We start from the raw sequence: 21349 nt of genomic DNA, 5'->3' as shown, positions 1-21349 counted from the left end.
GCATGGCAAGAATGTAAATCACGTTCTACATCCACGACTTGCATTGCCGCCGCCAATGCTTGCGAAACAACCTGTCCTCCGAACACTTGCGGAAAACCGAGGTCTTCGCTTTCTCCGCGGAACAGTCCGTCATCCAAACGTTCCAGCGTCAATAATTGAATCAAATGAGTAAGGGCATGAGACATAGCTTCTCCTGAAAGTTAAAAAACGCTATTTTTAAAACAAATCTTTGAGGAATACAAGCGACAAGCGGTTCGATTCGGTAGATTTTTTGCAAAATTTTGTACCAATCAAACCGCTTGTTTCTCTTTTTGCTTGTTTTAGTGCGCATTCCTCTTTATAATCCGAATCCTTACACATTTCGTGTAATCCTATGGGGGCGTTTTTGGTTCCTCGCAATGGTGTTCGGTTTACTTGGTCAGGTTCGGAAGAAAGCAGCCAGAATTGAAATTTCCGTGTGCCGAGGTCAGCTGGAAACGCCCTCACCCTTTTTCCACCACATTTTCTCTACACAAAAAGAAAGAGGCTTTCGCCCCTTTCATTGATATTCGCTATTTTACTTCTTTCGGCAGCTTATAAAGCTGATGTTGATATAAATAACTGCCTAACAGTGCATGAGCAAGCGCCTCTTTTTTCATTGCCTCCGGCTGCTCTTTCGGCTTAAGCTGCTTGGCATTGACATCATATTCATAACCTTGAATCGGCGTATTCGGCTGCAAAATCACCACATAATTACCTTTCATCATCGCTTGCGTTTGATCGTATTGCATAAAGGCTCGGTTAGGATTAACGTCTTGTGTTAAATCAAAACCAATCATCGGATATTCTCCGCTGACACCGGCAAGTGAAAGCAAGGTCGTCGGCATATCGATTTGACTGACTAAACGATTATCGCGTTTTGCTTCGATACCCTCACCCAAAATAAGTGCTGGGATGTGGAAATTATAAATCGGCACTAAGTCTGCCCCCGCCACACGTGAATCGTGGTCGGCAATCACAAGAAAGATAGTGTTTTTCCAATAATCGGAGGCTTTTGCCAATTTGAAAAAGTGCCCAATTGCATAATCCGCATATTTTGCCGCGTTATTGCGCGTCTGTTTTTCTTTATCAAACAGCTCAATTTTACCGTCCGGGAACTCAAACGGATCATGGTTACTTGAGGTAAAAACTAAACTGAAAAACGGTTTGTCCGATTTCGCCAATTCCGTGAAGGTTTCATTTGCTTTATCGAATAAATCTTCATCACTCATCCCCCATGTGGAAACGAATTTCGGGTTTTTGTAATCCTTTTCGTCAATAATGGTTTCAAATCCGTTTCCATAGAAATAGCTTGCCATGTTATCGAAGTGCTTTTCGCCACCGTAAATGAAGGAAGTACTATACCCTTGGCGACGCAACAATTCCGCGATCGTAAAGAAACCGTTTTGGCTCTTGGTGAGTTTGACCGTCGCACGAGCAGGCGTCGGAGTAAAACCGGCGGTAACGGCTTCAATGCCACGAACGGAACGGGTACCGGTTGCATAAATATTTTCAAACAACCAACCTTCTTGCGCTAATTTATCAAATTCAGGTGTCAGCGGCTTTCCACCGAGTGTGCCGACAAATTGCGCACCGAGGCTTTCTTCCAAGATAATTACAATATTTTTCGGTTTACCCTGATAGCTCGCTTGATTACGCGTTAACGTCGGAATATCGTCGGAAATATAGTCGCTTTCAGGACGGTTACGGCTGGCTTTGACGATGTTGAACATCTCTTCCGTATCCATTTTGCCGTATTGTTCGGAGGACTTGTCTTCATCCTTCAATTGTTGTGCAGCATATAAGACCGAATAACCGGAATTTAGCACTAACGAATTGACTAACGGATCGCCTGAAAAAGCCACCATTGCCGGATTAATTCCTCGGTGAGCAAACGTCGATCGCGCACCGACAAAAGCCACCGCAATAATCACTAATGCGATGATCGGTCTCCATTTCCAACTCGGTAAACGTAAATCTTTAATTGCCCAACCGGCTAATTTCCAATAAGCGATAAATGCGATGACCGTTACCGCAAGGCTGCTAATCATAGCCAATAAATGCCCGTTGGCAAGCATGGTAAAGACTTCTTTCGGATAAAGCAGATATTCAATAAACAATCTGTTCGGGCGGAAATCATAGGTTTCGATAAACGCCGGTGTGGCGACTTCCATAAACAGAATAAATACGGAGCCGACGGTTAACCAAATACGTAACACCGTCAACCAGATTCTGCCTAAGGCATTACTGTGCGTCAGCAATACAGTGAACAAGGCGGGCACACCGAACAAATAGCACAGAGCAACAATATCAATGCGTAATCCCTGTAAAAACAGCGGAATCCAACCGTCTACGGCGGAAACGCGTTCAGCCTGCCAAATCGACAGTCCTAAACGAGATAAGCTAAAAATAATCAGATTTATCCCGATAAAAACGAAAATCGGAAATAAAATAAAGCGGGTTGTTTTTTGCATATACACCTTAACTTAACAAAGTAATGGAATCACCGACACGAATAACGCCACTGTTTTCCGGTACTAAGTGAATACCGAAAATCGGTTTACCGTTTTCATTCGTGTGATGTTGTTTTAACGTCCGAAAAGGCTCCGCCTTCGGGTCCAATAGTAATGTCTGCACATCTCGTGTAATTAATATACAACGTGTACAGCATTGCGAAAATGTGAAGATAACTTCGCCGATTTGAATTCGCCGCCATGTTTCTTCTTCAAACGGTTGAGTCCCGTCTATGACAATGTTGCCGCGAAACTGTTCCATGGAAACCGGTACCGGAGACCATTGTTGAACCTGCTTTAATGACTGTTCCGATACCAGCAATAATGGATTGCTGTCCCCAAAACTCATCGGATGCGGTTCAAAGCCTTTCACGGTACGTTGGCTTTGCACCCCCAACCAACGGAGTTGTACCTCTCTCCCGAAAAGCCCGCTCAACCACTGATTAACATTGTCAGAAGCCACGAAAGAGTTAAAGTGTGTTCCCCACACTTCACTTAATTGACATTGAATGAAATCACGGTAGTGCACAACACACCGTTCACCGTTATCCGCATTGATGACAATCCCGCTTGAAATCGGCATTGCAGACAGACGATAAAGCACCGCGTCTTTACGAGCGGTAATAAAGGTTCCGTCCGCTTCAGTAATCATAAATTCACGGTCAAAATTCAGCCCATGCGGTTGTACAAAAGCTTGATCTACCCGATACGCCCGAGTGGATTTAATCGGATATACATTGAGTTGCGTTACTTTCACTTATTTCTCCTGTATTTTAGCTGCGCACAATAGCGGAAAAATGGAAAAGAATCCACTTTTGCAAAATTCTCAAGTAAAATGACCGCTTGTAACAAAGGAAAAAACTATGGCAAAGAAACCCACTCAAGATTTTGAAACCACACTGAAAGCACTGGAAGAGATTGTCAGCCGCTTAGAATCGGGGGATTTACCGCTTGAAGAGGCGCTAAACGAATTTGAAACAGCAGTCAAATTGGTTCAACAAGGGCAAGAACGTTTGCAGAATGCGGAGCAACGTATTCGGATCTTAATGCAAAAAGATGAAAAAGCCGAACTCTCCGATTACTAAACCTTTATATTGACGATTTTAACCAACCATTTCATTTGGTGATCATAACAATGACTTATTCCTTACAAACAGATCTGCATACACTACAACAGCGCGTCAACGCTTTCTTAGCGAAACAATTGGCGGCCTATGAAACTCACGGTTCCCCCTTGGTTGAGGCGATGTCGTATGCCGTATTGCTCGGCGGTAAACGCGTACGCCCGTTTTTAATGTATGCGACGGGCAGAATGCTCGGTGTATCGCTTGACAAACTCGATCACTCTGCCGCCGCCATGGAAGCGATTCACGCTTATTCTTTAGTCCACGACGATTTACCGGCAATGGACGATGATAAACTGCGCCGTGGTAAACCAACTTGCCATATCGCTTTTGATGAAGCCACCGCAATTCTTGCGGGCGATGCGTTACAAAGCTTTGCGTTTGAGCTGATCTCGACAGATCCGCACCTCTGTGCCACACAAAAAGTGAATCAAATCCAATGGTTAGCCAAATCTGCGGGAGCGCGCGGTATGTGTTTGGGGCAAAGTTTGGATCTACAGTCGGAGGATAAAGCCGTGTCATTGACAGATCTGGAGTTAATCCATCGTAATAAAACCGGCGCATTGATTGTGGCGGCCGTGCTGATGGGCTTTAATTTGTCAGACTATACTGAGGACAAATTAATCGAACAGAAACTGACCGATTATGCCAAGGCGATTGGTTTGGCGTTTCAAGTGCAGGACGATATTTTGGATATTATCGGCAACAGTGACAAAATCGGCAAAACGGTCGGGGCGGATGAAGCGTTAAATAAAAGCACGTATCCTAAATTACTCGGTTTGGACGGTGCAAAACAAAAAGCCGAGGGATTGTATCTTTCCGCCTTGGCGACATTGTCAGAACTGCCTTTCGACACTACCGCCCTTCGCGAACTCGCTCACTTCATTGTGAAAAGAGAGAGTTAATGCATCAAAAAACCGCTTGCAGTATCATCTACAAGCGGTCTGTTTTTCACTTTATTTTGCAAATTTAAAATTGTTCTTTTGCTTCTTTACTTAAGGTTTCAGGAATGGCAATCCCCAATTCCTTTGCCGTTTGTTGATTGATCGACAGCTCCATTTTGCTTACACCGTGTGTTGCTATCTGCCCTGCTTTTTCTCCGCGTAATACTCGTGCCGCCACTTTACCGGTTTCACTACCGATATCGTATTGGTTCACCGCATAAGCCGCCAGAGCGCCACGTTTTACCGTATCGCGATCCGCCGCGATGACAGGCAGTTTTGCCTCCAATGCCGCTTTATGTAACGCTTCATACGCCGATACGACGCCATTATCTTCCGTAATGTAAATCGCTTGAACTTTGCCGTTTAAGCTACGGGCGGCGGTACCAATATCCGCACTGCGTTGTACCGCAACCGGTACTATTTGAATATTCATTTTTTTCGCCGCTTGTTGTAGCTCATCCAATACAATCGTTGAGTTGACTTCACCCGCACTATAAACAAAGCCGAGGGACGTCACCTTAGGCACAAGGGTTTTAATCAATTCCAGCTGAGGTTCGATCGGTTTATGATCGGAAATACCGGTCACGTTCGTACCACTCGGCTCCCATGATTTCACCAATTTTGCCGCAACCGGATCGGTGACACCTGAAAAGACAATCGGAATACTACGGGTTGCCGCCACGACAGGCTGAGCGCTTGGGGTGGTAATCGGAATAATGATATCCGCTTTATCACCCACGAATTTACGGGCAATCTGTGCCGCCGTTGCTGTACTGCCTTGTGCCGACTGAAAATCTATTTTGATATTTTTACCATCAACAAACCCTTCTCGCGCCAGCTCCTCAATGACACCTTGGCGAATGGTATCTAAAGCCGGATGCTCAACAATCGCCGTAATGGCGACGTTGTGAACTTTCTCTTGAGCAAATGAATGTATGGCGAACGCGCTTAATGCTGTAAAAAGCAGAGTTTTTGATAATTTCATGGGATTTCCTTTTTGTTACGTCTTGTACTATCAAACTAGTACAATTTAAAAGATAAGATAATCGATTGAAAAAAGGAAAGCAAGCAAATTTTGCGAGAAATAAAAAGAAAACAAGCGGTAAGATTTCAGTCGAAATTTGCAAATTTCAAGGAAAATCTCACCGCTTGTATAGCAAGTATCATTAATAATTATTTGACTAACTTAAGATGTGATGCTTTTTTCTTCACTGTTTTTTTAGGTTGGGCTTGGTTTTCAGATACTTTTTCGGATCTCTCCCGATAAGCTTGTTCCGTGTAATAAGCTTCTTCTTGGAACATAACGCCGTCACCTGTTTCCTGTGCATAGATCGCTTCTGCCGCACCGAACGGAATATAGATATCTCTCAACATTCCTTGAAAACGGGCGCTAAAGCTAATCGTTTCATCATTGACGATATATTGCCCGATTGAACGCGGTGCAATATTCAAAATAATTTTACCTTCCCGAACAAATTCACGCGGCACATCTACATCGGCATAGTCTGCATTAACCAGTAAGTAAGGGGTATTGTCATTATCGACAATCCAACCGTAATAAGCGTGATAAAGATAAGGACGTAACGGTTTCATTAGTCTTTATCATCCATTAAATGTTTCGGCGCACTACCACCAACGGATTGGACAAAGCTGTCACGTTTAAATACGCGACTCATATACGCTTTCACCGCTTTGCTGCCCGCACCGCTGAATTCAACGCCTAAATTATGCATACGCCATAACAGCGGGGCGATGTAACAGTCGACTAAACTGAAATCACTACTTAAAAAATAATCCGAATCAGCAAATACAGAACCTAACGATAAAATTTCATCGCGAAGTTGTTTTAATATTTGCTGAGCTTCCGGTGTTTCAGGATTTTTATTCACAATATCAATTAATGCATACCAATCGTGTTGAATACGATGCATATTTAAACGACATTGCGCACGTAAAACCGGGTACACTGGCATCAACGGCGGATGCGGAAAACGCTCATCCAAATATTCCATAATAATTCGAGCGTTAAATAAAACTAAATCACGATCGACTAACGTCGGCACGGTTCCTCTTGGATTCACTTCCATAAGGTCTTCAGAAATTACATCCGAGTTGATATTTTCAATTTCATAAGGTACGCCTTTTTCAGCCAATACAATACGAACCTGGTGACTATATATATCATTTTTTTCTGAAAAAAGTGTGGGCACCGAACGTTTATTCGCACTCGTCATTTGTTTCTCCAATTAGATTCTTTAAAAATTAGCGGTGAATTTTACCACATTTCGCATAGCGGATAACAGACTTATTTTTTCACTTAAATGGTTCTCTTGTCTTAATAGATTATGATTTAACGCAAGTTGTGGTCAAATATGCGATAAACCTTTTGACGAAACGGAGTAAACAGTCTAGCATTTCTCCATCTTTTTTATTCACCCAAAGGAGCTGTAAATGGACGCAAAAAAACAATCTTTCCAAGATATGCTGGAGTATGTACATCTCTATCGTTTGAAGAACAAACTGTTAAGAGAAACAGCTGATAACGATCGTAAAATTCGCGACAACCAAAAACGTGTACTGTTATTGGATAACTTAAACGAATACATTACCGATGCAATGAGTATTGATGATATTCGTGCCATTATTACCAAAATGCGCGATGACTATGAAAATCGTGTTGACGATTACATGATTCGTAATGCGGAACTTTCAAAAGAACGCCGCGAGATTCGTAAAAAAATGGCAGAACATGCAGCCAAGAAAACAGATAAATAGTAAAAAAGCGGTGAAAGTAGAAACTCTCACCGCTTTTTTCTTATTTTAATATACTAACGACATTGTGCTTTAAAACGCAATAAATGATCAAGCAACACGATTGCCATCATTGCTTCGGCAATCGGTACGGCACGAATACCGACGCAAGGATCATGCCTGCCTTTAGTAACTACTTCAACCGGCTCGTTATTGATATTCACGCTTCTACCCGGTACGGTAATACTGGAAGTCGGTTTTAAGGCAATATGCGCAATAATCGGTTGCCCGGAGCTGATTCCGCCTAAAATACCTCCGGCATGATTTGAGCAGAAACCATCCGGGGTCATTTCATCACGGTGTTCGCTTCCCTTTTGTTCCACTACGTCAAAACCGTCGCCGATTTCCACGCCTTTTACTGCATTAATCGACATTAAAGCATGAGCCAAGTCTGCATCTAAACGATCAAATACCGGCTCACCTAAACCAACCGGCACGTTTTCTGCGATAATGGTTAATTTTGCACCGATAGAATTTCCCTCTTTCTTCAAGTCGCGAATTAATTCGTCAAATTGCTCAACTGCAACCGGATCTGGACAGAAAAATGGGTTTGAATTGATTTGTTCCCAATTAATTTTTTCAATATCAGCAACGGTTTGCGGATTAATTTTTACTGTGCCGATTTGAGACAAATAACCACGAATTTCAATGCCAAACTGCTCTCTAAGATATTTTTTGGCAATTGCACCTGCTGCAACACGCATTGCGGTTTCTCGAGCGGAAGAGCGTCCACCACCACGATAATCACGAATACCGTATTTTTGTTGATACGTATAATCGGCATGACCCGGACGGAATTTATCCATAATCTCACCGTAATCTTTAGAACGTTGATCGTCGTTTTTAATGATTAAACCAATGCTTGTTCCTGTCGTTTTGCCTTCAAAAACACCGGATAAAATTTGTACTTCATCATCTTCTCGACGAGGAGTGGTATAACGGGATGTTCCCGGCTTGCGACGATCTAAATCCGGTTGCAAATCTGCTTCCGATAACTCCATATTCGGTGGTACACCATCGACGATACAGCCTAGCGCAATACCGTGCGACTCTCCGAAGGTGGTAACTTTAAAAAGTTGTCCAATGCTGTTGCCTGCCATATATTTTCCTTATTTTTTATTGGTAAGTGGTTCACTTGCCCATTTCACTTCTTCGCTAGTGTCGCGATTTTTAATGAAAATGTCTAATTGATTAAAGGCAATGTCTATATTATTTTGTGCAAATAATTCGTTAATCCGACGGTTTAGCGCATCAATGGTACGTGTTCTGTCACCGAGTTGACCAACATAAACACGTAGTTCGTGGTCTAACGTACTCGCCCCAAAACTTAAGAAATAAGCTGCCGGAGCAGGATCTTTCAGTACGCTTTCATTTTCTTCCGCTGCTTGTAATAGCAATTTTTTGACTAGATTCAAATCGGATCCGTAAGCAACGCCGACACTCACAACCAAGCGGGTCATTGAATTAGTCAACGCCCAGTTAACGATGCGTTCGGTAATAAACGCTTTGTTCGGGACAATCACTTCCTTTTTATCTGCATCGATCAATGTTGTCGCTCGAATACGAATTTTTGAAACCGTACCGTTAAACGAACCGATTGTTACCATATCACCGACTCGAACCGGACGTTCAAATAAAATAATGATGCCGGAAACAAAGTTTGCAAAGATTTCCTGCATACCAAAACCAAGCCCTACTGAAAGCGCCGTAAACAACCATTGTAATTTAGTCCATGAAACGCCTAATGTTGCAAAAGCAAAACTTGCACCGAGAACAATCAGAAGATAAGTCAGCAAGGTTGTTACCGTGTACGGAGTACCTTGAGATAACTTTAGGTTGGAGAAAACCAATGTTTCAAGCAATCCGCTTAAATTTCGGACCAAAACATAAGTCACGACCAAGATCACAACTGCGATTAACAAATTCAACAAGGTAATAGATTCCATTACCGTACCGGCACCGGTTGTTGTCGCCTGTTGCCATAGGGTTACACCATTTAAATAGTAGGCAACCGTGATTAGATCGGACCATACCCAATAGAATAAAACGAATAAACCGACCCAAAGTAAAAAGTCCGTCACCTTCAACATTTGCGTATTGATTACACTTACAGCGATCGAATCATCACGTAATTCTATCGGTACATCATCTTCCGAAACATTCACTTGCTCCGTAGCAGATTTTGCCAACGCCTGCTCGCGTTTTTCTTGTAAGCGCCGGTATGCCAAACGGCGTGCAGAAACACTAAAAGCCCGATATAACACATTACGCAAAATGATCCAACAGATCACAACAATATAGGTCGAAATCAAGTGTTCGATTAACACTAGTGATGTGTAATAGTACCCCAACACAATCAATACAATTAAAGCAATCGGTGCAAGTAATAATACAATTCTCGCAAGTGTCAGCAACGTATTATGTTGGCTTTCCTCTTTTTCAGCGACATCCTGATAAGTCGATATGGCTTGCCTAAAACCAGGGGCAATAATAAACACCATAATGGTCAACACCGTTATAGTCATAATTTGCCCAATCACATCATAAGCAATCCCTAACTCTAAATTAGTGAAAATCGACGTATTAAGTAACAATGCCGTAATCCACATCGAACGTTTTAACATCTTGCGGAAACTCTCATTGCTCTTCTGAGGCATATTAAAATGACGGAAAGCCAAACCATTCGGGCGTAACATTGCAACTAAGAATGAAAAATAGAGCCAATATCCCGCCATTTTCAGCCCCCAAGGCCAAACTTCCATCGGTTCCAGAAAACAAATATAAGTCACTAAAATAAATAGAGTCAGGAACATAAAAGTACTTGGAAGACACAGTACAATTACCCAAAACATCGCTAACGGCGTATTCCATTGACTATCGGTTTTCACCGTTTTCATACTATTATTAATTTGAGTTAAACGCTGCTTAATTGATTCTTTGCGTCTTAAAATTAACCCGGCTAACAATGACAAAGCACTAATCAAAATACCTGCCGGCCATATATTTTCACGCCAGTTAGAAAAATCAAATTTTTTAGATAATTCATTAATCTGAGAATGTGCCGTCGGAATAACATGCGTGAACCAATCCCAATCAATCGGATTATTACTTTTTACCCAAAAGCTTTGTTGCTGTAATTTCTGTTGCAGTGTGTCACTGATTGTTTGAACCTGCTGCTGATTCAATTCGATATTGATCGATAAATTCAACTGATTATTCAACGATTTCACCAATTCCGACAACATTTTGCTGCGTTCCTGAATAATCTCATTTAATTGCTCACGTTCTTTGTTAGTAAAAGGTGTTTTTTCGTTTTTTTCTAATTTTGCAATATAAGTATTGATATTCGTTATAGCATCTTTAGCTTCACTAATATCAAAAATCCGTACGCGCAAATCAGCGATTTGTTTAGATAATCCCTTAACTATTTGATCTTGAGGTAAGGATTGACGCTGTTTGTTAATAATGCGCGAAAGAATTAACGTCCCTTGTAAAGAACTAATCTGTTCATCAATATTACGTTGTGTCTGTTGTAGATTATCCAACACATTTTTGATGCGCAAATTATCCTGCGACAATTGGCTCATCTCCGTGGTCTGTTTTAGTAATTCTTGGCTGATACGAGTATTAAACGCCAACTCATTTAAAATCGTGTGGTTAGTGGTTGTTTTACTACTCTCTTGCTGCGATTGCGTGGCTTGTTCGACTTTACTTTTCGATTCTTCGACCAATTTATCGTTAATTGCCGTTTGCAAGTTGGTTAATTCCGTTTGCAAATTTTGCTGTGCCAGTTTCTTCTCTTCTAATTGGCTGGTGTACAACAAAGACAAATCTTCACTGCCACGCAATAAATTTTGGTTATAAATATTCTGCTGTTCGATTAAAGCAAGTTCTGTCTCCAGTTTCACTTTTGTTTCAGCCGAAATATTGGTATTGGCTAACTGGTTATTGATTTCCTGCTTACGCGCTGCATTGGTTGTTAAGGCGGTTTGCGCTTTATCCGGTGCGGAATTTTGTGCAACCAGCTTAGCATTGAGTGCCGTTAATTCCTGTTGTAGCGTGTCTTGTTGTGCCTGTGCTGCTTGGTAGGCTTTTTGTAAATCGTTTATCGATTGCTTTGCCAAACTGTCTACAGTTGCTACCGTTACTGAATTTAGCTTCTCTAAATTGGCTTTACTGATCTTCAATGCCGCACGAGAATCGGCAATTTCTTTCTCTAAAGCGTCATTGTCACTTTTTTGCTTCGTAATACGCGTTAATAGTGACTGCGTCTCTTCCAAAGTTTGAAGTAAATTCTTGGTTGCGTCCGTTTGTTCGAGTTTTTTAACATCGTCTATTCGCGTTTGTAGATCTTTTTCATTCGGCACTTCTGCCGCAAGAGGAACTGAGCCTAGCGCTACAAATAGCCCTAAGCCGACTAACAAAGGATAAGAAATTTTTTTTATCATTGTAAATCCTGATAATTAAACGATCATATCGCTGATCTTCTGAGAACAAGCGGTCAGTTTTTCGTTATTTTTTGCAAATTGTTCGAATCATGAATATGAACATCCAACTGTTCAAAAGCAACTTGGATATTATTTTGATTAAACAGTTGATCAATCCGCTCATATAAGAAATTGCGGGTTGCCGAACGATCATCCAATTCCGGCACATACACAAGTAATTCATGTTCGATCCAACCTTCACCATAACTCAATAAGTTTACTTTCGGTTCCGGCTCTTCCATGACTTTTTCCGCTTCTTCAGCTGCTTGGATCAATAATTTTCGCACTAATGCCAAATCGGAACCGGAGCGGATTTTTAACAAAAATTGCAAGCGGGTAATGCTATTATTCAGCGTCCAGTTGATAAATCTGTCCGTAACAAAAGCTTGGTTGGGTAACACAACTTCTTTATTATCATCATTGACTAACATCGTGGAACGTAACCGAATTTTCGTAATAATACCGGTATGATTACCCACGGTGACTTTATCACCGATACGGATCGGGCGTTCAAATAAAAGAATTGTCCCCGACACAAAACTACCGAAAATTTCCCTGACACCAAAACCGAGACCGACGGATAATGCGGTAAAGATCCATTGAATTTTACTCCATGAAATCCCCAAGGAAGAAAATGCCGAAATACAGCCAATCGTTACAATAAGATAAGTTAACACGGCGGTAATCGTATGCGGCGTTCCTTTAGACAACTTCATTCGAGAGAAGAAAGTCACTTCCAAAATACCTTTGATATTCTTCACTAAAACATAGGTGACTAACACATACATAATCGAGCGCAGAATATTCAAAATAGTAACCGATTCGACCACCGTTCCCTTCGCCGTAACTTCCATCTGTTCCCACAGAATAATCCCATTAAGATAATAGGCAACGCTGACTAAATCCGACCAAATCGTATATAAGAATCCAAACAGCAACAACCAAGCGATTAAATCCGCCATACGGAAAATCTGCTCATTAACGGTTGAAATCTTAATCAATTCCTCCGGTTTTTCTTTCGGCTCTTCTTTGCCCTGCTCTTGCGCCTGTTCTCTTAGTATTTCCCGTTTCTTTTGCAAACGACGATAGGCCATACGACGCGAGGAAATAGTTAATGAACGATACGCAAAATAACGTCCGAATACCCAAACCAATGCAATAATGTAGCTCTTAACAATATGCTCGATAAGATAAACCGCAGTATAGTAATAACCCAGAACGATCAATACAATTAAGGTTACCGGTACGACAAAAAGTACCACACGTAACAAGCGGAATAAGCTGACGCTACGCTTTGTACCGTCTTCATTTTTGGCATTTTGATATTCACGAATACCGCGATCCAACCATGGTCTCACCACAAATAAACAAAGCGCCAATGCAACAATCGTTACCACTTGCCCGATAACATCATTGCTAAAACCTATTTCATCGTCCTGTGAAAAAATCGAAGAAACCAATAGCAGTACAACAATCCAAACCGATTGCTGAATAATACGCCTAAAAATTTCATTACTGGCTTGTGGCATACCGAAATGGCGATACGCCAAACCGTTCGGGCGTAACAATGATAAAATGATAGAGAAGAATAACCAATAACCTAAGGCTTGTGTCACCCACGCGGATATAGCAAGCGGATTCGGGAAAAATGGATATAGCACTAATGTCGCAATCATCAAGAAAATCAATGCTCCGGGAAGTGCCAACACGATCGTCCAAATCATCGCCTCCGGCGTATGCCAATGGCTGTCATTTTTTAATGTATTTACTTGAGAAGCTATGGTTGCCAAACGCGCTTTAATGACCGGTTTTTTCCATGTAATAATGCCGTAAATCAACATTAATATGAAAATAAAAGTTGTAGTTGACGGCAGGTTTTGCCCTAAGTTTTCAAACCCCAAATATTTGGTTAATACTGCGATTTCAGCAATAGCCGCCTTAGGAAATTCCTCTACCCAAGAAAAATCGATCGGATTATTACTTTGTACCCAAAAACTTTGCTGTTCTAATTTATTTTGTAACGAATCACTTAAGGTAACAATCTGTTGTTGAGTTAATTCAATTTCATTGGATACATTTAATTGTGAATTTAACGTTTTGACTAAATCCACTAATATTTTTTCGCGTTCCTTAAGAATATTTTTTAAGGTTTGTCTTTCGTCATCATCAAATAAAACTTTATGTTTCGTTTCTAATTTGGCAATAAAATTATCGATGTTGTATAGTTCATCGCGTTTCTGTGTTAATTCAAAGATATCTACACGTAATTTCGCAATATCTTTTGCCAAACCTTTAACTAAACTATCGGTCGGTAATGTCTGTTTTTGTTGGTTAATAATACGGGAAAGAACCAATGTACCTTGTAACGCACTAATCTGTTCTTCAATATTGTGTTGTGTCTGAGTCAACGCATCCAATACGTTTTTTGCCCTCAAATTATCTTGCGATAATTGATTGGACTTTTGGGTTTGCTCCACTAAGTATTGGCTTAAATCGGTATTCATCGTCAGCTCTTCCTGAACAATTGGATTTTCCGCTTTATTACTTGCTTTAAGCGCTTCCGCTTGTTTGGCTTGAGCCTCATGTTCTTTTAAGCGGTTTTCATTCAATACCTCTTGCAACATCGTTAATTGACGTTGTAAGAGCTGCTGTTTCAAGACGATTTCACTACGTTTCGCTTCATCTAACGAAACAAGCAAATCAATATTTTGCCCTAAAAAAGTATTATATTTATTATTAATTTCTAAATATTTTAACTCCGCATTATATTTCTCAATTAATGATTTACTTGCTTGACTGTTATATTTCCAACGGTTAATTTTTTCAGTCTGAAGATTATTTTCGGAAATCTGTTTACGTGATTGTTCTAATGCCGCTCGATAATTGGTCAAACTGGAATTAATTTCGTTTAATGATGTTTGAATTTCTTGCAATTCCTGATGAATATCGTCTTGTTTTTTATCAAGCGCTTCACTGCTCAAATTTTCAAACATATTTTCCGGCGACGCTAAGCTATTAGTTAACGTTTTAATGCTGTTTTGATATTTTTCCAGCTGTTTCGGTGCATTTTTAACTTTTGTTTCTAGCGCAGTAAAATCTTCCTGCTGTTTATTCGCTCTTTCAATAAACGCAAGGGTTCCTTCCAGATTTTTAGCCAATAAAGACGTATCACTGGCAGAGCTACTGTCTTTCACCGATTCCAACTGTTTTTTAATTGTATCAACACTGGAAATTTCCGCTTTAATGAAGCCCGGAAAGCTAAATAACGATAAAAATAAAATTGTCCAAACTGATTTTTTAATCATTTTTTTCTCTCAATTGGTTCTCTACGTATATGGTTAATTGTTTTCTGGATATTTTAATTCCATTATTTTGCCACTGTTCACTATTTAACGGCAGATAGCAGACAGGCTGCTTAAATTTTTCCAAATGATTTTTTGCAAAATTTTGCAATAAAGTGACCGCTTGTTGATTAAATGGTTGTTGAAAATCCACCAATGCAACCGGTCTTTGCCCGAATTCATTATCTTTCACCGGCACAACAAATATACTTTTTACTTGCGGCATTGCGGCTAATATTGATTCGATCTCTTCCGGCTGAATATTTTCACCGCCTGAAATAAACATATTATCCAATCTGCCTAAGACAACAAGTTTACCTTCAGAATTCCATTGTCCTTTGTCTTTTGTCGCAAACCAACCTTGCTGATTTAATAAGGAAATGATCTGATCTTGCTGCCAATAACCTAACGCCAGCCCGGCACCTCTCACCCAAATTTCATCATTCACGATACAAACTTCGCGCCCGAATAACGGCTTGCCGACGTTATCCGTATCGTTTTTCACAGCACAAATGGTTGATGCCATTTCCGTCATACCGTAACCCGCATAAGTAGTAATTTGATACTGCTGCGCCATTTTAATTAACTCGGCAGGGATAGACGCACCGCCAAGCAAAATATGTTGAGGAAGCCGAGCTATTGGCACAAGTTGCCGTAAGTAGCGCTGTAATTGGGTCGGCACCAAAGAAGCGTGACTGACTTGTTGCAACATTCGTTCAATATCTGCTTTATTTTCAGCCAGATATAAAGTCGCTCCCACGGATAACCAACGCCACACAATGCCTTGTCCTGAAACATGGAATAACGGCAAACTCAATAACCAGCTATGGTTTTGTGAAAATTGCATAAATTCGCACACGCCCTGTGCATTGGCTAAATGCTGTCGGGCATTATGCACTACCGCTTTCGGCGTAGAGGAGGAACCGGAAGTCAAGGTCAAGGTTGCAGGTTTTTCACTCTCCCAAACAGGAAGATGACAAGCGGTCAGTTTTGCCGAAAATTTTGCAAAATCATGTTCATTCACCAATAACGCTACACGATGTTGCTTGAATAGTGTTCGACGTTGTGATTCCGCCATCGCAGGGTTAAGCATCAAGATTTTTGCACCAAGAGCAATCACCGCACTATAACAGAGTAAACCTGATAAACGGTGAGTGCCGTCATAGGCAACAATTTGCCCCTGCGTAACACCCTTTATTTGTAATAACGAGGCGACTTGTGCAACAAGCTGATGCCACGCTTGCCAAGAGATTTGAGAAGGTAAGAAATCGAAAAGCGACGAATCGCCTTTTTCCCAAACCACGGCAGTCTGTTGAGAAGCATGCTCCGCCCAATAGGCGCTTGGGAAAAGTGGAAATTCAGTCATCGATTACACAAACAATTTTTTGACGCGCTCAACCAATTCTTCCGGCAACTCCATTGAGTTCATTAAGGCGCATAAAATAATTCCTTTGCGTTCGGTATTGTTGTTGGTAATGACCCAAAACGGTGATTCCGGTATCTGTTTGGCTTTTACGCTACTTCCCGTCGCTAAAATCGTCTGCTCGTCACGCGCAAAGTAAACCCGCTCACTGCCCTGCACATTTTCCGTCGCATGGGCAAAACCTTCATGGTCTGCACTATGTAATGCCGAAAGCAGTGCTAAAAAGCGATTTACGACTTTCGGTTCATGAATAAAATGGCTGGATGCCAACACAAATTCGATTCGTTTTACTATTTTGTCTTGTTGGCTCAACGTCTTTTTCTTTTTAGGTACATTAGCAAGATCTTTGAGTTCATTCAGCATATTTTCTTGTACCAGAACAAACGGTTGTGGTGAGGCAGGCAAACGTAATAAACGACGTAAAATATCCGATGCGCTTTCACCGATCGCTTGAGTGCGGCTAGCAATGTAGTGGTATAATTCATCATCAATTTCAATTGTTTTCATATCGATCCCCTAATAAGCTTGATTACAAAAAAATTCTAGGCATTATACGCATTTCGGATCAACTTTACAGGATCTTTGATCGCATAATCAGATAAATTTTCGGTAATTTTATGGCAGATAAAATCTCTCTTCACTATCAATTTCAACAGGCGCCCAATCCGTCTGATTCCGCTGTGAAAACCATGGTATTTTTACACGGTTTATTTGGTGATTTCAATAACTTAGGTGCAATTGCCCGCGCATTTTCAACACACTATTCGATTTTAAAAGTCGATTTGCGCAATCACGGTCAATCTTTCCATTCCGATAAAATGGATTATCCGCTGATGGCACAAGATCTGCGCGATCTGCTCCTCCATCTACACATTCAAGATGCGATCGTCATTGGTCATTCTATGGGGGGGAAAACTGCGATGACATTAGCCCATATCGCACCGGAGTTAGTCGAGCGTTTAGTGGTGATTGATATTGCGCCTGTCGCCTACCCGCTTCACCGCCACGATGATATTTTTGCCGGTTTGTTTGCAGTAAAAGCCGCCAAACCGGCAAACCGTATTGAGGCGAGAAATGCGATTGCTCAAGCTATTCCGAATGAAGGAATTCAACAATTTATGTTGAAATCGTTTGATCCGCAAAGTCCGGAGTTATTTAAATTTAACTTAAGCGGGTTAAAACAAAATTATGAAAACCTGATGGGTTGGCAAGCGGTAAAAGTCGATAAGCCTACGTTGTTTATTAAAGGTGAGCTGTCCGATTATTTGCAGGAAAAAGACACACAAACGATTTTGGCGCAGTTTCCGCAAGCAAAATCCTTTATTGTCAGCAATGCCGACCACTGGGTTCATGCTGAAAAACCGGAAGCCGTGATTCGCGCTATTCAGAAATTTCTAGGCTGACAAGCGGTCCGTTTCGGACCATATTTTGCAAAATTTATCGCTGAACTCACCGCTTGTACGTTTACTCTTTCCGTTGTTTTAAGTTTTCACCGTCCGTATCGTGCAAGCGACTGACCGTCCAAACTAACAGAAGACAACAGATTGCCGTACTGAAAAAGGTGTAGCCGAAGGCTTGCTGTAGCTGTGTCGAGGTACTTTCACCGATCTGTAAACGGTACGCACTTAACAGTACCGCCGCAACGGCAACGCCGATACCGCTACCGATTTGTTGCACCATACTCAACATGGTTGAACCTGTGCTGGCGGTCTCTTGCTCCAAATCACCGACGCACAAGGTATTGATTGAAGTAAACATCAGCGAAGTAATCGCCCCGTAAAACATAATTGCGATTACCAAAATCCCGAACGATGTATTTAAATCAAGCAAACCGAATGAGGCGGTAGACACGCCGGTTATCGCCGAAGCAAGCAATAAGGTTTTTTTATAACCGAAGCGATTGAGGATCCGCGCCGTGATCGGTTTTGCAAAAATCGAACTGATCGCCATCGGTGCCAGCATCCAGCCCGCTGCTTCAGCACTGTAATGAAACGAAACCTGAAGCATAATCGGTAACAAAAAAGGCACAGAAAAGGTGACTAAGCGGAACAATAAATTGGCCGTCAAACCGATTCGGAATGTGCGAATATGAAATAAGCTCAACGGAAATAATGGGTCAGATATTTTACGAGCATAGATCACATAAGCTATCGTAGCGATAATCCCTACGCTTAAAATGCCCAACGCCGTATCCGTTTTCTGTAAATTGTTTGCCAAACGTTCCAGCCCGTAAGTAAAAGCAACCAGTCCGAATGCCAGCAACAAAAAACCGACAATATCCAACCGTGTTTTTTCTCCTTTAACGTTGGGCATGAATTTTCCCGCCGCCCCAATACCGATCAAACTAATCGGCACGTTGATCCAGAAAATCCAATGCCAAGACGCATTAGTCACCAGCCAACCACCGACAATCGGACCGGTTACCGGTCCGATCAAACCTGCCATTGCAATTAAATTCCAAGTGGGTACCAATTGTGATTTCGGCACGATGCGCAGAATACTCAGACGGGCAACCGGCATCATAAAGGCGCCACCGATACCTTGGATAATTCTGGCTAACACCAGCATAGCCAATGAATCGGATAAGGCACAAGCAATCGAGCCTAATGCAAAAAGCAGTGTTGAAAAACGAAACAACGTAAGGGTACCGAGTCTGTCGGCAAGCCAACCGCTCAAAGGGATAAAGGTCGCAACGCTCAATGCATAACTAATCACCGCCAATTGCATTTCAAGGGGCGATTCATTCAAGCTTTCGGAAATCGCCGGTAATGCGGTATTGAGGATCGTAGAATCAAGCAAGAGCATGAAAAAGGCAATCGCTGCCGTCCATGCAAGTCCGCGGTGGTTTGTTTGCTCTGACATATTGCCCTCTCGTCATTTTTGCAAAATGAATCGTAAAAGTGACCGCTTGTAGAGACGATTCAGGACGTATAAAACGCCCTGAACCATAAAGAAAAATTATTTTTGACGCATCGCCGGGAAGAGAATCACGTCACGGATGGACGGCACATTAGCGAAAATCATCGCTAAACGATCGATACCTAAACCCTCGCCTGCTGTTGGTGGTAAACCGTGTTCAAGGGCGACAACGAAATCATCATCGTAGAACATCGCTTCATCATCACCTGCTTCTTTTGCTGCAACTTGTGCTTGGAAACGTTCTGCTTGATCTTCAGCATCGTTTAATTCTGAGAAGCCGTTACCGATTTCACGTCCGCCGATAAATAATTCAAAACGGTCTGTCACTTCCGGATTTTCATCATTACGACGTGCAAGCGGTGAGATTTCCGCAGGGTGAGATGTTAAGAATGTCGGCTGAATAAGCTGATGTTCCGCCACTTCTTCAAAAATGGCATTGACGATTGAACCTAAGCCCCACGATTTTTGAATTTCAATGTTTAAGCCTTTGGCAATCGCCACCGCTTTGTCGAAATCGTGTAGATCGTCCATTGAAATACCGTTGCCATATTTCACAATCGCTTCGTGCATGGTGATACGTTCAAACGGTTTGCCGAAATCAAACACATATTCGCCGTAAGGTACGGTCGTTGTCCCAAGAATATCTAAGGCTAATTTGCGTAATAATTCTTCGGTGTTATCCATTAAATCGTGGTAATCCGCATAGGCTTGATAGTATTCAATCATGGTAAACTCAGGATTGTGACGAACAGAAACCCCTTCATTACGGAAGTTACGGTTTAACTCGAATACACGCTCAAAACCACCGACCACAAGGCGTTTTAAATAAAGCTCCGGAGCGATACGCAGATACATATCCACATCTAATGCGTTATGGTGAGTAATAAACGGTTTTGCTGCGGCACCACCCGGGATCACTTGTAACATCGGGGTTTCCACTTCGATAAAATCTTTCTCTAAGAAGAATTGACGGATACCTGACACCACTTTTGAGCGGATTACAAAGGCACGGCGAGATTCTTCGTTCGCAATAAGATCTAAATAACGCTGACGATAGCGAGTTTCTTGGTCAGTTAAGCCTTTATGTTTGTTTGGTAACGGACGAAGTGCTTTGGTTAGCAGTTGTAACTCAGCTGCACGAACGGTTAATTCGCCTGTTTTCGTTTTAAATAGTGTGCCTTTTACGCCGACAATATCGCCTAAATCCAATAAGCCCACAGTGTTTTCATATTCACCTTCAGGCAGATTATCGCGTGCAACATAAAGTTGGATCTGACCGCTGACATCTTGAATGGTAATAAATGTCGCTTTACCCATCACACGACGTAACATGATACGTCCTGCAACTACGGCAGGAATTTCTTTAGCTTTGAGTTCTTCGCCATCCACTTCATCATATTTTGCGTGAAGGTCTTCGGCTTTATCTTCTCGACGGAATGTGTTCGGGAACGGATTACCACGCTCACGCAATTGGGCTAATTTTTCACGGCGAGCGATCATTTCACCGTTCAGATCTAATTCTTGGTTTTCGACTTCAGACATTGTATTACCTTAAGATTTTTAAAAATAAATTCGGTTTAATTCATTTGAGTTAGAAAGGGCGAGATTATAAGCGATTTTACGCTGATTTGGTAGGAAACAAGCGGTGAGATACAGAGAGTTTTTTGCAAAATTTAGACCAATAGTTCAAAACCCCGATGCCTCGGGGTTTTGGTTCGGATAGGTTAAATATCCAAATTCGCATATAGTGCATTATTTTCGATAAAGTC

The 21349-nt window shown here is 41.6% G+C and carries 16 protein-coding genes, 1 other RNA gene and 1 pseudogene; 5 read left to right on the top strand and 13 right to left on the bottom strand.

Going from position 1 to position 21349, the window contains the following annotated elements:
- A pseudogene (locus ACEYJ7_RS04715) lies at positions 1-185 on the bottom strand (acyl-CoA thioesterase II); the annotation flags it as partial.
- 197 nt (positions 186-382) lie between these two features.
- Between ACEYJ7_RS04715 and ffs the strand changes: the two are divergent.
- Positions 383-480, top strand: an RNA gene (ffs, locus tag ACEYJ7_RS04710) — signal recognition particle sRNA small type.
- Between the two features lie 71 nt (positions 481-551).
- On the opposite strand, the gene ACEYJ7_RS04705 is transcribed toward ffs, so the two are convergent.
- Both ACEYJ7_RS04705 and ACEYJ7_RS04700 read right to left on the bottom strand, forming a co-directional pair.
- The gene (locus ACEYJ7_RS04705) at positions 552-2492 is read right to left on the bottom strand and encodes an LTA synthase family protein (protein ID WP_373777919.1); all 1941 of its coding nucleotides are present in this window, start codon (positions 2490-2492) and stop codon (positions 552-554) included.
- A 7-nt stretch (positions 2493-2499) separates the two neighbouring features.
- Positions 2500-3288, bottom strand: a complete 789-nt coding sequence (locus ACEYJ7_RS04700) for an MOSC domain-containing protein (RefSeq protein WP_373777918.1) — start codon at positions 3286-3288, stop codon at positions 2500-2502.
- 106 nt (positions 3289-3394) lie between these two features.
- Here ACEYJ7_RS04700 and xseB point away from each other — a divergent pair, with 106 nt between their 5' ends.
- Positions 3395-3616, top strand: coding sequence for an exodeoxyribonuclease VII small subunit (gene xseB, locus ACEYJ7_RS04695; RefSeq protein ID WP_373766129.1), 222 nt, complete (start codon positions 3395-3397; stop codon positions 3614-3616).
- 50 nt (positions 3617-3666) lie between these two features.
- Complete coding sequence (gene ispA / locus ACEYJ7_RS04690) at positions 3667-4560, top strand: (2E,6E)-farnesyl diphosphate synthase (RefSeq protein WP_373777917.1); 894 nt, start codon at positions 3667-3669, stop codon at positions 4558-4560.
- Positions 4561-4624: 64 nt separating this feature from the next.
- Here ispA and ACEYJ7_RS04685 read toward each other — a convergent pair whose 3' ends face one another.
- From ACEYJ7_RS04685 to ACEYJ7_RS04675, 3 genes are all read right to left on the bottom strand, one after another.
- Positions 4625-5584 carry an ABC transporter substrate-binding protein gene (locus ACEYJ7_RS04685; RefSeq protein ID WP_373777915.1) on the bottom strand — a complete coding sequence of 320 codons (960 nt, stop codon included), beginning with the start codon at positions 5582-5584 and terminating at the stop codon, positions 4625-4627.
- Between the two features lie 188 nt (positions 5585-5772).
- Positions 5773-6192: a ClpXP protease specificity-enhancing factor gene (locus ACEYJ7_RS04680; RefSeq protein ID WP_373777914.1), complete on the bottom strand. Its 420-nt coding sequence runs from the start codon at positions 6190-6192 to the stop codon at positions 5773-5775.
- Positions 6192-6833 (bottom strand): glutathione S-transferase N-terminal domain-containing protein, encoded by a 642-nt coding sequence (locus ACEYJ7_RS04675; protein ID WP_373777913.1) that lies wholly within the window; start codon positions 6831-6833, stop codon positions 6192-6194. The genes ACEYJ7_RS04680 and ACEYJ7_RS04675 overlap by 1 nt, the downstream gene beginning before the upstream one ends.
- 217 nt (positions 6834-7050) lie before the next feature.
- Between ACEYJ7_RS04675 and ACEYJ7_RS04670 the strand changes: the two genes are divergently transcribed.
- Positions 7051-7374 (top strand): DUF496 family protein, encoded by a 324-nt coding sequence (locus ACEYJ7_RS04670; RefSeq protein ID WP_373777912.1) that lies wholly within the window; start codon positions 7051-7053, stop codon positions 7372-7374.
- 53 nt (positions 7375-7427) lie between these two features.
- Here ACEYJ7_RS04670 and aroC read toward each other — a convergent pair whose 3' ends face one another.
- The 5 genes from aroC to seqA are packed head-to-tail and all read right to left on the bottom strand — an operon-like array spanning position 7428 to position 17168.
- Positions 7428-8510, bottom strand: coding sequence for a chorismate synthase (aroC, locus tag ACEYJ7_RS04665; protein WP_373777911.1), 1083 nt, complete (start codon positions 8508-8510; stop codon positions 7428-7430).
- 9 nt (positions 8511-8519) lie between these two features.
- A complete protein-coding gene (gene mscK, locus ACEYJ7_RS04660; protein WP_373777910.1) occupies positions 8520-11858 on the bottom strand; it encodes a mechanosensitive channel MscK in 3339 nt (1112 codons plus the stop codon).
- 53 nt (positions 11859-11911) lie between these two features.
- Positions 11912-15202 (bottom strand): mechanosensitive channel MscK, encoded by a 3291-nt coding sequence (mscK, locus tag ACEYJ7_RS04655; RefSeq protein ID WP_373777909.1) that lies wholly within the window; start codon positions 15200-15202, stop codon positions 11912-11914.
- Complete coding sequence (gene menE, locus ACEYJ7_RS04650; RefSeq protein ID WP_373777908.1) at positions 15195-16604, bottom strand: o-succinylbenzoate--CoA ligase; 1410 nt, start codon at positions 16602-16604, stop codon at positions 15195-15197. Before menE ends, mscK (ACEYJ7_RS04655) begins: the two co-directional genes overlap by 8 nt.
- A gap of 3 nt (positions 16605-16607) precedes the next feature.
- Entirely contained in the window at positions 16608-17168 is a 561-nt protein-coding gene (seqA, locus tag ACEYJ7_RS04645) for a replication initiation negative regulator SeqA (RefSeq protein ID WP_373777907.1), read from the bottom strand.
- Between the two features lie 110 nt (positions 17169-17278).
- Between seqA and ACEYJ7_RS04640 the strand changes: the two genes are divergently transcribed.
- Positions 17279-18064 (top strand): alpha/beta fold hydrolase, encoded by a 786-nt coding sequence (locus tag ACEYJ7_RS04640; protein WP_373777906.1) that lies wholly within the window; start codon positions 17279-17281, stop codon positions 18062-18064.
- A gap of 61 nt (positions 18065-18125) precedes the next feature.
- On the opposite strand, the gene ACEYJ7_RS04635 is transcribed toward ACEYJ7_RS04640, so the two are convergent.
- Entirely contained in the window at positions 18126-19523 is a 1398-nt protein-coding gene (locus ACEYJ7_RS04635; RefSeq protein WP_373777905.1) for a DHA2 family efflux MFS transporter permease subunit, read from the bottom strand.
- Between the two features lie 96 nt (positions 19524-19619).
- Positions 19620-21122, bottom strand: a complete 1503-nt coding sequence (gene lysS, locus ACEYJ7_RS04630; protein ID WP_373777903.1) for a lysine--tRNA ligase — start codon at positions 21120-21122, stop codon at positions 19620-19622.
- Positions 21123-21349: the final 227 nt, after the last annotated feature.

Source organism: Glaesserella sp. (genome assembly GCF_041814905.1).
Taxonomy (GTDB): Bacteria; Pseudomonadota; Gammaproteobacteria; order Enterobacterales; family Pasteurellaceae; genus Glaesserella.
The sequence above is the reverse complement of the archived record's forward strand: the minus strand, read 5'-3'. Positions and strand labels throughout refer to the sequence as shown.

Coding starts and splice junctions, on each gene's coding strand:
- ACEYJ7_RS04705 (WP_373777919.1), bottom strand. CDS start 2,492: ATGCAAAAAACAACCCGCTTTATTTTATTTCCGATTTTCGTTTTTATC.
- xseB (WP_373766129.1), top strand. CDS start 3,395: ATGGCAAAGAAACCCACTCAAGATTTTGAAACCACACTGAAAGCACTG.
- ispA (WP_373777917.1), top strand. CDS start 3,667: ATGACTTATTCCTTACAAACAGATCTGCATACACTACAACAGCGCGTC.
- ACEYJ7_RS04685 (WP_373777915.1), bottom strand. CDS start 5,584: ATGAAATTATCAAAAACTCTGCTTTTTACAGCATTAAGCGCGTTCGCC.
- ACEYJ7_RS04680 (WP_373777914.1), bottom strand. CDS start 6,192: ATGAAACCGTTACGTCCTTATCTTTATCACGCTTATTACGGTTGGATT.
- ACEYJ7_RS04675 (WP_373777913.1), bottom strand. CDS start 6,833: ATGACGAGTGCGAATAAACGTTCGGTGCCCACACTTTTTTCAGAAAAA.
- ACEYJ7_RS04670 (WP_373777912.1), top strand. CDS start 7,051: ATGGACGCAAAAAAACAATCTTTCCAAGATATGCTGGAGTATGTACAT.
- aroC (WP_373777911.1), bottom strand. CDS start 8,510: ATGGCAGGCAACAGCATTGGACAACTTTTTAAAGTTACCACCTTCGGA.
- mscK (WP_373777910.1), bottom strand. CDS start 11,858: ATGATAAAAAAAATTTCTTATCCTTTGTTAGTCGGCTTAGGGCTATTT.
- mscK (WP_373777909.1), bottom strand. CDS start 15,202: ATGATTAAAAAATCAGTTTGGACAATTTTATTTTTATCGTTATTTAGC.
- menE (WP_373777908.1), bottom strand. CDS start 16,604: ATGACTGAATTTCCACTTTTCCCAAGCGCCTATTGGGCGGAGCATGCT.
- seqA (WP_373777907.1), bottom strand. CDS start 17,168: ATGAAAACAATTGAAATTGATGATGAATTATACCACTACATTGCTAGC.
- ACEYJ7_RS04640 (WP_373777906.1), top strand. CDS start 17,279: ATGGCAGATAAAATCTCTCTTCACTATCAATTTCAACAGGCGCCCAAT.
- ACEYJ7_RS04635 (WP_373777905.1), bottom strand. CDS start 19,523: ATGTCAGAGCAAACAAACCACCGCGGACTTGCATGGACGGCAGCGATT.
- lysS (WP_373777903.1), bottom strand. CDS start 21,122: ATGTCTGAAGTCGAAAACCAAGAATTAGATCTGAACGGTGAAATGATC.